Here is a 13,763-nt window from a genome sequence, read left to right as displayed (position 1 = left end):
ATATAGAAAAAGCACTTCAAAATGAAGTGCTTTTTCTATATACTATATTAAAAGAAACTTTTTAGTCATTCCACTTATACTCATCAATTTGTTTTTTAGCTTCATCTTTTGTAATGCCATATCTTTCTTGAATTTTTCCAGCTAATATATCAGAATTTCCTTCTACTACATCTAGATCATCATCTGTAAGTTTTCCCCAGTTTTTCTTAGCCTTTCCTTTAAATTGTTTCCAGTTTCCTTCAAAAATATCTTTATTCATTAGTAATAGCCTCCTATAAATTTTATTTTGAAAGTTTCTTATTATATAACTTACCCAAGGATAACTAATATAATCAAAAAATGTAGATTTATTCTATTTGTCTTTTATTGTATGATATAATTAAATACAAATATTAATTAAATGAGGTGGTATTTTTGCCGTTTATAAAAAATGAAGATAACAATTTAGTTTACTATACTATAGAATCTTTTGAGAAAACTGATCTTGTAAAACATGGTTTTTCAACAAGACTTGGAGGAGTTAGTACTGGAAATTTAAATAGTTTAAATTTAGGGGTTAAAAAGAAAGATACACGAGAGAATATATTAAACAATTATAAAATATTTACTAAAAGTTTAGGAATAAATATAGAAAACTTAGTTTTGACACATCAAGTTCATAAAGATAATATAATGGAAGTAGATGAAGAAGATAGGGGAAAGGGGCTAACCAGAGAAACAGATATAGTAGATACAGATGGTTTTATAACAAATAAAAGAAAGGTAGCACTAGTTACCTTTTATGCAGACTGCGTACCTCTTTTTTTCTTAGATCCAGTAAATAAAGCTATAGGTCTTACTCATGCTGGATGGAAAGGAACTGTAAGTAAAATAGGTCAAAAAACTCTTAAAAAGATGATAAAAACTTATGGTACAAATCCAAATGATATACTTATAGGAATAGGACCCTCCATTGGTAAATGCTGTTTTGAAGTTGGAGAAGAAGTTATAGAAGTAATAAATGAAAAATTTGCAAATGCAAAAGATTATTTTTATAAAAAAGATAATGGGAAATTTATGCTTGATCTATGGGCTTTAAATAAAGATCAGTTTATAGAGATGGGTGTCTTAGAGGAAAATATAACAGTAAGTAATATATGTACAAAATGCAATAAAGACATATTTTTCTCTCACAGAGGAGATAATAAAAAGACAGGAAGTCTTGCTGCGATCATGGAACTAAAGTAAGTTTTAAGGATTAAATATAAGTTGTACGGGTAAATTATTAATAAAATAAAATAAAATAAAATGGGGTGACAAATTGAAAATCGACTTTGAAGAAATAAAAAATGAATTCAGCGAGAGAGCTAAAACCTTTTATGATGATAATGAAAAGTTAGGGCAACTTATAGATGAGTTTAGTGAAAAGATAAAAGATAGTAAAATATTTGAAACAGTTGGATCTGATTTAAAACTCACAATAGAAATGCTTATAGACTGGAAAAATGGAGATTATAAAGATTTATCTAAAGAGAGTTTAACTATAATAGTTGTAGGGTTTTTATATATTTTAAGCCCGATAAGTATTATACCTAAGTTTATACCATTAAAATATGTAGATGATATATTGGTATTAGCCTACGTAATAAAAAAGATAAAAGATGAACTAGAAACTTATAAAAAGTGGAAGAGTGAGAATGGATCAATAGATATGGAAGATGGTAAGGATGAAACAATTTATATAGATTTAAGCTAAATAAGTTTTTTAAGTTTAAGCATAAATTTAATAGTATAATATGAGGCTACTAAATTTACTTTATGAAATAGTAAATGGTTTTTAAAAAAACTGGCTTCTATAAAATATAGAAGCCAGTTTTTTTAGGATATATTTTTATTGTTTGATTGAGAGATAATATATCTAAAACTACTATTTTATCAATTTTTTTATAACATCTTCTAATGCTACAGCCCTAGATGCTTTTATTAATATCAAAGTATCTTTTTCTATATTTTGTAAGATAGAAGCCTCTAAATCTTCTTTAGTTTCAGAGTGATAGATATTCTTTTCTTTAAAGTTGCTCTTAGCTGCCTCACCTATATGTTTTCCTAATTCACCTATAGTAAATATTTTTTCTACTTTAGTAGAATCTATCTTGGAACCTACTTCTCTATGAAGTTTGACTATATCTTCACCTAAATCAAGCATATCTCCAAGTACAACGGCCTTATGCTTATATCCATCAATACTATATAGTGTATCTAATGCAGCTAATAGACTATCGGGATTGGATTTATATGCATCGTTTAATATGGTGAAATTTTCTCTTTCTATAATTTCATTTCTCATTTGGGTTGCATTAATATTATATAATCCCTTTTGTATATCCTCATACGATATGCCTAATTCTCTAGCTACTATGATGCATACAGCAGCATTATATATATTGTGACGACCTATCATAGGTATATGGAGTTTATGAAGTTCATTATTTTCCTTTATACTAAACTTAATCCCGTCCATTCCCTCTTCTAGTAATTCTACTTTAAAGTCGCTAGAATCTTTTTGACCGAAGTTTAGAATCCTCTGTTTTATATTGTATTCTTTTATAACCTTTTCAATTGTTTTATCATCATTATTATATATAAATAGTCCATCTTTTTTTAATCCATCTAGTATTTCAAATTTAGCACGGGCCACATTTTCCACTGTCTCTAGCAAGTCTAAATGAGATGCACCTATATTAGTGATCAAAGCCATATCAGGATGAGCTAAATTTGTAATAACTTCTATCTGACCAAATCCATCTGTACCCATTTCCACTATACCAACTTCTGTATCTTCATCCAGTGAAAGAAGAGTAAGAGGAACGCCTATATGGTTATTTAAGTTTCCCATAGTCTTTTGAGTTTTGTATTTAGTAGAGAGGATACCATCCATAATATCCTTAGTGGATGTCTTGCCATTGCTCCCTGTTATACCTATAATCTTTATATCTTTTAAAGAGTTTCTATAGTTTTTAGCTAGAGTTTGTATTCCCTTTAAAGTATCGTTAACTAATATAAATGGAAAGTCTATATCGGGCAGGGGAATATCTTTTTGCCAAAGACAAGCTACAGCACCATTTTCTATGGCTTTATCTAAAAACTTATGCCCATCAAAATTTTCTCCTACAAGAGGAACAAATAGATTTCCATCTACTATTTCTCTAGTGTCAGTGGAAACTCCAGAAATTTTAATTTTATAAAACTTCTCTAAAAGTCCATTTCCTTCTGAAAGTTTTTCTATTGTTTGCAAATCTTTTTTTATCATTAATTAGTCACCTTTACCTTTGAGATCGAAGTTTTTTCATCATATCTTTCAAGAGCATAATCAATAAGCCTTTCTACAAGATCTTTAAAACTAGATTCATCAGTTTTTTGCCATAACATTGGAGCCATACTTATTGAAGTAAATCCAGGCATAGTATTGATCTCATTTACTAGGATTTTATTTTCAGGAGTTACAAATATATCTACTCTAGCAATTCCTCTACAGTCCAATATTTCATATGTTTTAAGAGCTATTTCTCTTACTCTTTTACTTGTTTCAATATCTAATTTAGCTGGAATAACTGGCACGGCAGCTTTTTTAATATATTTAGCTTCGTAATCATAAAAAGCATCTTCCATCTCAAGCTCCCCGGAAAGAGAAGCTTTTGGATAATTATTTCCTATTATACAAGTTTCAACTTCCTTTCCTACAACTTCTTCTTGAATCAAGAGCTTAACATCATAGGTAAATGCTAAATTAATACTATCTATTAATTCATCTCGAGTTGTAGCTTTGCTAATTCCAACACTTGAACCAGCATTAGCAGGTTTAACAAATACAGGTAAATTAACATCATTAAGTAAATTATCTAATGTAGATTCTAAATCTTTATCCCATTGATATTTTTTTATACTTGTGTAACGTGCTTGTGGTATATTATGTGCATTTAAAATATCACTTGTCATAGTTTTATCCATGCAGAGAGCAGAAGATAGGACTTCATTTCCTACATAAGGAATGTCTATCAATTCTAATAATCCTTGGACTGTACCATCTTCTCCATTATTACCATGAAGGACTGGAAATACTATATTTTTTTCATTACCATCTATTGATTTTATAAAATCTCCCATGGATTGAGTTATAGATTTATCGCTAGAGAGTTCCAATTCTTTTTCTTTTTCTATATTGTTATTTAGTTTTCCAAATGGACACCATTGTCCCTCTTTAGTTATAAATACTGGATATACATTGTATTTACTTTTATCTACTGCATTTAAAACAGCAGTGGCAGATATAATAGAGATCTCATGTTCGATAGATCTACCACCATATAATACGTACAGATTTGTCTTCATATATTTTCCCCCTAATAAATTGTTTTTTTATATATAATATTACAGTTCAAGGCTTTAGAATTAATTTTATAGATATCTTATACAATTATAATACTTTATAAGAAAGAATACTATTCTTTTACGATATTATTTGCTAATTAGATAAAAGTATCAACTATAAACTAATATATGATAGTTTTATTAATTTTAGCATATTTTATACGGCTAAGAATCAAAACATAAGGGTGTGTAGCTTTCTATAGTATACCTGAAAGAGTATCTATCACGATTTAAAATATTCTTTTATATTTTAAAGAAAGATGATATCATATAATAATGCGAAAGAGCAAAATGGTTATGAAAGACATCATAAAGAACAAAGTTATTGGTTATAAAAATACATAAAAAGTGAGGAATGAAAAATTGATAAGTTCTAAAATAGGAGAAATAGCAGCTTTAACTACGGCGATTTGTTGGGCTGTGATGGGAATGTTTTTTGAATCTGCAGGAAAAAGAGTTGGTTCACTTGCAGTTAATTTTATAAGACTTGTGTTTGGATTTTTATTTATTAGTATATTTACATATTTTGTTAGAGGGCATTTCTTTCCGGTAGATGCAACACTTCATAACTGGACATGGCTTAGTATATCTGGAGCTATTGGGTTTTTTCTGGGTGATTTATTTCTTTTTCAAGCTTATATAGAGATAGGAACTAGAATTTCACTACTTATATTAGCATCAAGCCCACCTCTTACTGCACTTTTAGGATTTATATTTTTAAAAGAAAAAGTTTCTATATTAGGTGTACTTGGAATGTTTGTTACATTTTTAGGCATAGCTTTAGTTATACTTAGCAAAGATACTGGAGAGCGAAAATTTAAATTTACTCATTCTATAAAAGGTTTAATATATGCTTTTTTAGGTGCTATAGGACAATCAGTAGGAACTATTTTTAGTAAAGTTGGTATGAATGGCTATAATGCATTTGCTTCAACTCAAATAAGGATTATATCTGGATTTTTTTCTTTTGTAATTCTATTTTTATTCTTAAATAGATGGTCAGATTTAAAAGAGGCTCTAAAAGATAAAAGAGCGATGATTTTAATAGCAGTTGGAGCTATCCTCGGCCCATTTTTAGGAGTGTCTCTTCAGCTTATTTCACTTCAATATACAACAGCTGGAGTATCAGCTACCATTATATCTATAATGCCTATAATCATAATACCTTTTTCCATAATAATTTATAAAGAAAAGATAACTGCTAAAGAAATATTAGGAGCAGTACTTTCTGTATTAGGTGTAGGAGTTTTATTTTTAATCTAGATTACTTTAAATCCTAGAAAAATTCTAGGATTTTTAAATAAAATTAGATGATAATGTTTATCAATTAGAAAAATGGATATATATAATAATAGATAGAAGCTTTTAAAACAATCATATAAATAAAAGGAGAGATATTAAATGACTTTTAAATTACCAGAATTAGATTATGCATACGATGCATTAGAACCTTATATAGATGCTAAAACAATGGAGATCCATCATACTAAGCACCATCAAGCATATATAAATAACGCAAATAATGCTTTAGAAGGTCACGAAAAACTTCAAGATATGGACGTTAAAGAATTACTAGAAAAATTAGATGAAGTTCCAAAAGAGATAAGAACTGCAGTTAGAAATAATGCGGGTGGACACTATAACCACTCTATTTTCTGGAAGATAATGTCACCAAATGGCGGCGGAAAACCAGATGGAGAACTTTCTAAAAGAATTGAAGAGGATTTAGGAGGATTTGAAAAGTTTAAAGAAGAATTTAATAAAGCTGCAACTACTAGATTTGGTAGTGGCTGGGCATGGTTAGTACTAGAAAATGGAAAACTTTCAGTTATGTCAACTCCAAATCAAGATAGTCCAGTTTCTGAAGGAAAGTTTCCACTAATGGGTCTTGATGTATGGGAGCATGCTTATTATTTAAAATATCAAAATAAGAGACCAGATTATATAGAAGCTTTTTGGAATGTTGTAAATTGGAAAGAAGTAGAAAAAAGATTTAATGAAGCAAACAAATAAACATTAGTCTTAAAATCAAATCCCAAAGATTAGATGCAAAAATATCTAATCTTTGGGATTATTTATTTAAATGAGTTTAAAGTTTTATAACTGGGTATAGATTATATGTAATATACAAAATAATCATCAAAGAGAGGTAGAGAGATGACAGTCGAAAGTATAATAAACAAGACAGGAGAAATGTTTTCGCCATATATGGGCTCGCTTATAAACCATTTACCAATGGCTCAATGGGCAACATATAAGTTATCAGGAGAAAGTGAATCTGTAGATGAATTTACTACAAAGTATCTTGAAAAATCTCATATAGATAAGGTTAAAAAAGAATACAAGGATGTAAACTCTATAGAAGAGGCTTTAGGAAACAGGGATTTATATGAAGGAGCTTTAGATTTTTTAAAAAAAGAATTGCTAACTAAAAATATAGAAGAATTGACAAGTTATATATTAAACAAATATCCACTTGGTATGAGCTCAGGACTATTTCACACACTTATAAGGGTTTCTTATGGAGTAGAAGGATATAGAGAAAAATCGGAGCTAAAAGAGGAACTGACAAGGGGATTAGCATATTATATTACAGCTTATAGAGAAGCTAGATTACTTGAAAGAAAAGTTGAACCAAAAGATATAAGAGAAGAAATAAAAAAGTTGGCAAGAAGTGTACATATTAAAGAAATACTTGAAAACAATGATAGATTAGGTCAAAGATTAAAGGCGCTATATAATGATGAAATATATCTTAAAAATGGATTTATATTAAAAGGGGAGTACGATGAAAAAATTAGAGCACTTCTTGATTTATTAATACCACTATTTTACAAAGATAGAAATATAGTTGTGCTTCATTGCATAACTAGTCTCCACGCCCTAATTGTTTTAAAAGACTATTATGATGATTTTGAAGAAGCAATGGATATATTTACCACATGTATAATTACGAATCTAATAGCTACGGGTATTATGGATTATCCTCAAATGCAAGAAAATGAAACAGGGTTTTCTTGGAAGTGTATCATACAAAAATCTCTCAAATCTACGGATGTTCATGATATAAAACTCACATATTCAGCCTTATGTTTAGATAAAATATATAATATTGAACAACTTAAAGATATAAGTGTTAAAAGAATAAAATATCATTAAAATACTCCCTAGTAGATACTAGGGAGTATTTTTAAAATATAATACCTTCTACAACAAGTTTTTCCACCCAAAGCATTTTAGAATACTTTATCTTTAATGAGTCTTCTTTAGCTTTAACATCTGATTTAACATATACTTTTATATCATCTACATCATACTTATCATAATCATCCACATCTTCAGGTTTTCCCATCTTAACTGATGGTTGAGGTTCACTAGTGCCTCATGAAGAACATCCTTCAAGCCAGATAATTATAGAATCTTCTTTTTTTGATGTAAGATACTTTTTTGTTTTGTCATCAATAGATATTTTCATTTTATCCCTCCTCAACATTCTTTGAAACTTTACTATTATACCTTTCTAAATCAAGTTCATTCATAAGCTTACTTGATATAAGACCTGCAACCATAGAATCACTTACATTTACAAGTGTTCTACCCATATCTATAAGAGGTTCTATAGCTATTAAAAGTCCTACCAATCCTACAGGTAGTCCCATAGAAGAAAGCACTGTAAGAGCTGCAAAAGTTGCCCCCCCACCTACACCTGCTATTCCAAATGAAGCTATAGCGGTAATTACAATAAGTTTTATTAAGAATGTAGGATCCATAGGATCTATACCCACAGTAGGTGCAATCATAACAGCAAGCATAGCAGGATATACCCCTGCACAACCATTTTGACCTATACTAGTTCCAAGAGAAGCAGATAGATTAGCTTGTCCAGGGGAGACTCCAAACTTATCGATTTGAGTTTGAATATTTATAGGTAGTGTTCCAGCAGAAGATCTAGAACTAAAAGCAAACATTAAAGCGGTAGCTGATTTTTTTAAATATATTCCAGGATTTATTCCAAAAGCTAATAATAATAGTAAATGAATTATAAATACTATTATTAAGGCCACATAAGATGCTATTACAAAATTTATAAGCCTTAAAATATCTTTAAAATTACTTGTTGATACCATTCTAGTCATAAGAGCTAGAACGCCATAAGGAGTAAGTCTTAAAATCATTGTAACCATACGCATTACAACATCATTGAGTGCTTTTATTAAGTCGGCAAACAACTTTGATGATTCTGGTTTTATACTACGAATACCAATAGCTGCTATAGCCACAAAAGCTGCAAATACAACAACAGATAGTGTAGCAGAATTTCCTTGACCTGTCATAGAATAGAACGGATTTATAGGAATGATCTCTACAATTTGTTCTTGGATAGGTCTAGACTGATACTCTTCTAGACTCTCTTCTAAACTTTCACCAGCTTGTGTTTCGATTTCACCAGAGTAAAGCCCCTTTGCAGTCAAGTTAAAGGCATTTGAAGTCATAGCACCTACAAAAGCCGAAATAGCAGTTGTTATTACTAAGATCAATATTATTTGAGTTGCCATTTTCCCTAGGTTTTTAGATTCTTGATTTATTATAGCACTTGTTATAGATACAAATATTAGGGGAATAACTATCATCCTTAAAAGCCTAACATAACCTGTACCTACTATAGAAAACCAAGAGTTTGATTCTACTACTATATCCGATGATGCACCATAGATTATTTGAAGAGCTGCACCAAAGACTATACCTACTACCATAGCTAGAATAACTCTAAATGTAAATGAAAAGTTTCTCTTTTTCAAAAACATTAAAGTATATATAATTGCCGCCATAGCTAAAATATTTATAAGTATTAAAACAGTATTATTCATGAACTTTCCTCCTCTTTATTTTAATATATAAAAATTATATATTTTTAACATAATACCCTTCTCTTACGACTTTTACTCTTTCATTATAGTGATATGAAAATACAAGTCTATTAATATTATATAGTATTAGTTTTAAATTTTATATACTTTTTTATTTTCCAATATTATGATATTATAGTTATAGTTTTTTAAAAAAGAGGAGGACAGTTATGTGGTTTATATTTGCAATTATTACACTATTATCTTGGGGGACAGCTGATTTATTTTATAAAATGGGAACTGACCCCAAAGATAAATATAGTCATTTAAAGATTGTCATAATGGTAGGACTTGTAATGGGGATTCATGCGGTTTCTTATATATTATATAATGGTATAAGTTATAATCCTATAAATATGATAAAGTACTTACCTGTATCATCTATGTATATAATATCTATGACTATAGGATATGTAGGGCTTAGATATCTTGAACTATCTATAGTATCCCCACTAAGTAATTCATCTGGAGCAGTTGCTGCAATTTTAACATTCTTATTTTTAGGACAAACTATGGGAAGATTACAATTTTTTGCTGTAACAATAATTACTTTAGGGATTATACTGCTTGCAAAATTAGAAGGAAAAGATGAAACACTTGTAGAAGAAAATAAAGATAAAAAGTATAGTATAAGTGCCATAGCTATTATATTTCCAATTCTTTATGCCATCATAGATGGGGTGGGTACATTTTTAGATGGTTTTTATCTAGATAGAATACTAACAGAGGCAGATGCAAATATTTCTTATGAACTTACATTTTTACTTGTAGGAATAATAGCATTTATTTATATCAGATTTATAAAAAAAGAAAAAATATTTTTTAAAGAAGAAAAAACAAAACTTTTTGCTGCTGGGTTTGAAACATTTGGGCAGTTTTTTTATGTATATGCTATGGCAGAAAATTCTATAGTAACAGCACCACTTATTGCTTCATATAGTATAGTTTCTATAATACTCTCTAGAATTTTTCTAAAGGAAAAACTTACAAAGATGCAGTATGCAGTTATTGGAGCTATTATGATAGGAATATTTATTCTTGGAATAGAATAGACATTAGTATATTAAAATATCCTTTTATGGGTATCTTTATTGATACAGATGATTATCAGGAGGGATATTATATGGATAAGAGAATTATAAGGGTAAAAGGTGTAGGAAAAGCATCAATGACTCCAGATCAAATTAAAATAAATATAAATCTAAAATCTTCTAATGCTTCTTATGAAAAGACTATTGAAATGGCTAATAAAGATTTAGAAAACATAAGGAGGGCTTTGAAAAGTGAAGGATTTGAAAAAGAGGATATAAAAACTGTTAATTTTAATGTGGATACAAAATATGAAAATGAAACCACTTCTTTTAACAACTACAAAAGAAAATTTATTGGATATGAAGTAATTCATTCACTTAAGATTGAGTTTGAAAATGATTCCCAAAAACTGGGTAGAGTTCTAAATGAACTGACTAAATCAAAATCTAATCCAGAGTTTTCTATTTTTTATAATTTAAAAGATGAAACTGAATTTAAAAATCAAATGTTAAAAAATGCAATAGAAGATTCAAGAAGAAAAGCGATAGTTATTGCAGAAGCTTCTGGGGTAAGGCTGGGTGAGATTCTAAATATAAATTATAGTTTAGATGAAGAAAAATTTTATAGCACCCCTTTAAGCCTACAAAAAGGCATGAGCTTTATTAGTGAGAACATATCAATAGTACCTGAAGACTTAAAATCAACTGATACAGTAGATATAGCTTGGGAAATAGAAAAATAGTTAAAAGGTATGAGATATGGCTCATACCTTTTGTTTGTGTAAATATGATATAATAGTCTAAAAGACATAAAAGATAAATTATAGAGGTGAATTATGAAATTTAAAAAAGTTGGGATGAGAACTGTAAAAACAGTTATAGCAGTAGTGTTAACTCTAGAAATATCCAAAATTTTAAATATAAATAGCCCTATACTTGCAGGAATTGCAGCTATAATGACTATGGAAACTTCCGTATCAGAATCATTTAGTACAGGAAAATACAGAATGTATGGAACAGTTTTTGGGGCTATAATAGCACTTATAATAACGTGGATTTCACCAGTAAATTTTGTAACTACAGCCCTTGGACTCTTTGTCATACTATATATATCTAATATGCTAAAATGGCAAGATGCAGTTAGGATGGCAATGATAGTCTTCTTAGTAATTATAATAGATTTTGAAGAAGGTTATAGGTTTACCTATGCATTAAATAGAACTTTAGATACATTTATTGGAGTAATAGTAGGTACAACTATAAACTACTTTATAAGACCACCTAAAATAGAGATAAAAATGGAGACCATTATAGATAATATGACTACAGAAGTAATAGAAAACATAAAAGGGATGATTTGGAGTGATAAAAAACCTCAATTAGACAATTTAAAAAAAGAAATAAATTATATTGAAGAAAATTATGAGACACTTAAAAAAGATACAAAGTTTAAGATAAATACACATCAAAGTTTAATAAATTATGAATATATATTTGAGATGTTTCAAAATATTCATAGTCATTTTAGAGTAATAAACTTACTAGATAGTGGAGTATATATAGATGAAGAAAATAAAGAGCTTTTAGAAACTATGTTTTTAGAAGAGATACCTAAGAGGGAAGATATAGAAAAAGAACAAATATATATAATATACAACTATCATTTAAGAGAAATACTATATGAGTTAAAGTCTATAGAAATCATGTACAATTATAAAAGTGAAATAGCATAAGTTTTAAAGGAGGATTTTATGAAAGTTAAGGTAAATATTGTTGGATTAAAATACCTAGAAGTAGAAAAAGGAATAAGTCTTTTAGAACTATCAAAAAATATCTTTGGAGAAAATTATAAGAAGTATTTAGGAGCGAGGATAAACAATACAATATATAATTTAGATAAAAGTATAGAAGAAAACGTGGACATAGAATTTTTAGACAATACTGATGTTGATGGATATAGGATATATACTAAAACTATATCAGTTGTATTTATAATGGCTTGTAAAGAACTTTATCCAAATAGTAAAGTGAGTATAGAATACTTTTTAGGTTCAGGGCTTTATGCCAAATTAGATGAAGATTACCCTATTAGTTTTGATGATTTGATAAATATAGAACAAAAAATGAGAGAGATAGTAGAAAAGGATTCTATCATAGAGAGAATAAAGTATAAAAAACATAAAGCAATAGAGATTTTTAGAAGAAATGGATATGCAGATAAATTAAGACTTCTGGAATCTATAGATAAAGAAGAAATAAGTATATATAAGATAGAAAATCATTATGATTCTTTTCATGGATATTTAGCTGCTTCTACAGGATATGTAAAAGAGTTTAAACTAAAATATTATTATCCTGGCGTTATAATACTCTTTCCAAGTAAGAAAAACAACTACAATATAGATAATTTTAAAGAACAAAAGAAACTAGCTAAGATGTTTGAAGATACAAGTGATTGGCTTGATATATTGGATTTATCTTATGTAGGTTCGTTAAATGAAAAAATAAACAATGGAAATATAGATGATATAATTCAAATAACAGAAGCTCATCATGAAAAAAAAGTAGCTGAAATTGCAGATATTATATATAAAGATACGGATGTAAATATTATACAGATAGCTGGACCATCTTCTTCAGGTAAAACTACATTTTCAAAGAGGTTAGCGGTTCAAATGAATGTAAATGGACAAAGACCGGTTACTATATCATTAGATGATTATTTTTTAGATAGGGATAACACTCCTTTAAAAAAAGATGGCCTTCCAGATTTTGAGACAATAAAAGCTATAGACCTAGAAAGTTTAAATATGGATCTTGTAAATTTATTGGAAGGAAGGGATGTCGAGCTTCCTAAATTCAACTTTTTAACTGGTAAAAGAGAAAACTCAGGTAAAATAGTAAGATTAGATAAAAATCATCCTATAATAATAGAGGGAATCCATGGTTTAAATCCTGAGCTTACTAAAACGATACCAGAAAAAAATAAATTTAAAATATATATCTCTGCTCTTACTCAGTTAAACTTAGATCCTCACAATAGAATATCAACTACGGATATAAGACTAATTAGAAGAATGGTAAGAGATTTTAAGTTTAGAGGAAACGGACCATTAAAAACACTTGAATTGTGGACTGGAGTAAGAGAGGGTGAAGAGAAGTATATATTCCCATATCAAGAAGAAGCAGATATAATGTTTAACTCATCATTAGTTTATGAAATGGGTGTGCTTAAAAAACATATAATTCCACTGTTAAAGAAAATAGATAAAAGCAATATTTATTATAGTGAAGCTATAAAACTTATAAAATTTCTAGAATATTTTTCTGATATTGAAAAACAAGATACTATACCACCAAATTCTATATTAAGAGAATTTATAGGAGGAGCATCTTTTAAACTTTATTAAAAAATCAT

14 protein-coding genes are annotated in these 13,763 nt (G+C 28.6%); 9 read left to right on the top strand and 5 right to left on the bottom strand.

The annotated features are described in order from the left end of the window. Positions 1-61 precede the first annotated feature (61 nt). Positions 62-259 carry a CsbD family protein gene (locus tag TICRE_RS00655; RefSeq protein ID WP_075724110.1) on the bottom strand — a complete coding sequence of 66 codons (198 nt, stop codon included), beginning with the start codon at positions 257-259 and terminating at the stop codon, positions 62-64. A 155-nt stretch (positions 260-414) separates the two neighbouring features. On the opposite strand from TICRE_RS00655, the gene pgeF reads away from it, so the two are divergent. After that, complete coding sequence (gene pgeF, locus TICRE_RS00650; protein WP_198927445.1) at positions 415-1,227, top strand: peptidoglycan editing factor PgeF; 813 nt, start codon at positions 415-417, stop codon at positions 1,225-1,227. 73 nt (positions 1,228-1,300) lie between these two features. Further along, positions 1,301-1,735 (top strand): YkvA family protein, encoded by a 435-nt coding sequence (locus TICRE_RS00645; protein ID WP_075724108.1) that lies wholly within the window; start codon positions 1,301-1,303, stop codon positions 1,733-1,735. Between the two features lie 171 nt (positions 1,736-1,906). Here the strand turns inward: TICRE_RS00645 and TICRE_RS00640 are convergent, their stop codons facing one another. Then, on the bottom strand, positions 1,907-3,289 hold the full coding sequence (locus tag TICRE_RS00640; RefSeq protein WP_075724107.1) for a UDP-N-acetylmuramoyl-tripeptide--D-alanyl-D-alanine ligase: 1,383 nt from the start codon (positions 3,287-3,289) through the stop codon (positions 1,907-1,909). Continuing rightward, the gene (locus tag TICRE_RS00635) at positions 3,289-4,368 is read right to left on the bottom strand and encodes a D-alanine--D-alanine ligase family protein (RefSeq protein WP_075724106.1); all 1,080 of its coding nucleotides are present in this window, start codon (positions 4,366-4,368) and stop codon (positions 3,289-3,291) included. Before TICRE_RS00635 ends, TICRE_RS00640 begins: the two co-directional genes overlap by 1 nt. Positions 4,369-4,755: 387 nt before the next feature. Between TICRE_RS00635 and TICRE_RS00630 the strand changes: the two genes are divergently transcribed. The 3 genes from TICRE_RS00630 (at position 4,756) to TICRE_RS00620 (ending at position 7,566) form a co-directional block, all read left to right on the top strand. Beyond that, the gene (locus TICRE_RS00630) at positions 4,756-5,670 is read left to right on the top strand and encodes a DMT family transporter (protein WP_233120111.1); all 915 of its coding nucleotides are present in this window, start codon (positions 4,756-4,758) and stop codon (positions 5,668-5,670) included. A 138-nt stretch (positions 5,671-5,808) separates the two neighbouring features. After that, positions 5,809-6,420, top strand: coding sequence for a superoxide dismutase (locus TICRE_RS00625; RefSeq protein WP_075724104.1), 612 nt, complete (start codon positions 5,809-5,811; stop codon positions 6,418-6,420). A gap of 144 nt (positions 6,421-6,564) precedes the next feature. Continuing rightward, positions 6,565-7,566, top strand: a complete 1,002-nt coding sequence (locus TICRE_RS00620; RefSeq protein ID WP_075724103.1) for a questin oxidase family protein — start codon at positions 6,565-6,567, stop codon at positions 7,564-7,566. A 31-nt stretch (positions 7,567-7,597) separates the two neighbouring features. Here TICRE_RS00620 and TICRE_RS13805 read toward each other — a convergent pair whose 3' ends face one another. Together TICRE_RS13805 and TICRE_RS00615 are read right to left on the bottom strand one after the other, a co-directional pair. Beyond that, positions 7,598-7,882: a CC/Se motif family (seleno)protein gene (locus TICRE_RS13805; RefSeq protein ID WP_332881331.1), complete on the bottom strand. Its 285-nt coding sequence runs from the start codon at positions 7,880-7,882 to the stop codon at positions 7,598-7,600. Between the two features lies 1 nt (position 7,883). Beyond that, positions 7,884-9,275, bottom strand: coding sequence for an L-cystine transporter (locus TICRE_RS00615; protein ID WP_075724102.1), 1,392 nt, complete (start codon positions 9,273-9,275; stop codon positions 7,884-7,886). Positions 9,276-9,484: 209 nt separating this feature from the next. Between TICRE_RS00615 and TICRE_RS00610 the strand changes: the two genes are divergently transcribed. The 4 genes from TICRE_RS00610 (at position 9,485) to TICRE_RS00595 (ending at position 13,755) form a co-directional block, all read left to right on the top strand. Continuing rightward, positions 9,485-10,366 (top strand): EamA family transporter, encoded by an 882-nt coding sequence (locus tag TICRE_RS00610; RefSeq protein ID WP_075724101.1) that lies wholly within the window; start codon positions 9,485-9,487, stop codon positions 10,364-10,366. A 71-nt stretch (positions 10,367-10,437) separates the two neighbouring features. Beyond that, positions 10,438-11,088: an SIMPL domain-containing protein gene (locus TICRE_RS00605; protein WP_075724100.1), complete on the top strand. Its 651-nt coding sequence runs from the start codon at positions 10,438-10,440 to the stop codon at positions 11,086-11,088. A gap of 93 nt (positions 11,089-11,181) precedes the next feature. Continuing rightward, positions 11,182-12,078, top strand: coding sequence for an FUSC family protein (locus tag TICRE_RS00600; protein WP_075724099.1), 897 nt, complete (start codon positions 11,182-11,184; stop codon positions 12,076-12,078). Positions 12,079-12,096: 18 nt separating this feature from the next. Beyond that, complete coding sequence (locus TICRE_RS00595) at positions 12,097-13,755, top strand: nucleoside kinase (RefSeq protein WP_075724098.1); 1,659 nt, start codon at positions 12,097-12,099, stop codon at positions 13,753-13,755. The last annotated feature ends 8 nt before the right edge of the window (positions 13,756-13,763 follow it).

This window comes from Tissierella creatinophila DSM 6911, assembly GCF_001940565.1.
GTDB lineage: Bacteria > Bacillota > Clostridia > Tissierellales > Tissierellaceae > Tissierella_A > Tissierella_A creatinophila.
This window is presented reverse-complemented; position numbering and strand designations above follow the sequence as displayed.

What these genes read in the sequence shown, in the direction of transcription:
- TICRE_RS00605 (WP_075724100.1), top strand. Translation starts at nt 10,438, where the DNA reads ATGGATAAGAGAATTATAAGGGTAAAAGGTGTAGGAAAAGCATCAATG.
- TICRE_RS00600 (WP_075724099.1), top strand. Translation starts at nt 11,182, where the DNA reads ATGAAATTTAAAAAAGTTGGGATGAGAACTGTAAAAACAGTTATAGCA.
- TICRE_RS00655 (WP_075724110.1), bottom strand. Translation starts at nt 259, where the DNA reads ATGAATAAAGATATTTTTGAAGGAAACTGGAAACAATTTAAAGGAAAG.
- TICRE_RS00615 (WP_075724102.1), bottom strand. Translation starts at nt 9,275, where the DNA reads ATGAATAATACTGTTTTAATACTTATAAATATTTTAGCTATGGCGGCA.
- TICRE_RS00640 (WP_075724107.1), bottom strand. Translation starts at nt 3,289, where the DNA reads ATGATAAAAAAAGATTTGCAAACAATAGAAAAACTTTCAGAAGGAAAT.
- TICRE_RS00595 (WP_075724098.1), top strand. Translation starts at nt 12,097, where the DNA reads ATGAAAGTTAAGGTAAATATTGTTGGATTAAAATACCTAGAAGTAGAA.
- TICRE_RS00610 (WP_075724101.1), top strand. Translation starts at nt 9,485, where the DNA reads ATGTGGTTTATATTTGCAATTATTACACTATTATCTTGGGGGACAGCT.
- TICRE_RS00620 (WP_075724103.1), top strand. Translation starts at nt 6,565, where the DNA reads ATGACAGTCGAAAGTATAATAAACAAGACAGGAGAAATGTTTTCGCCA.
- TICRE_RS00635 (WP_075724106.1), bottom strand. Translation starts at nt 4,368, where the DNA reads ATGAAGACAAATCTGTACGTATTATATGGTGGTAGATCTATCGAACAT.
- TICRE_RS00625 (WP_075724104.1), top strand. Translation starts at nt 5,809, where the DNA reads ATGACTTTTAAATTACCAGAATTAGATTATGCATACGATGCATTAGAA.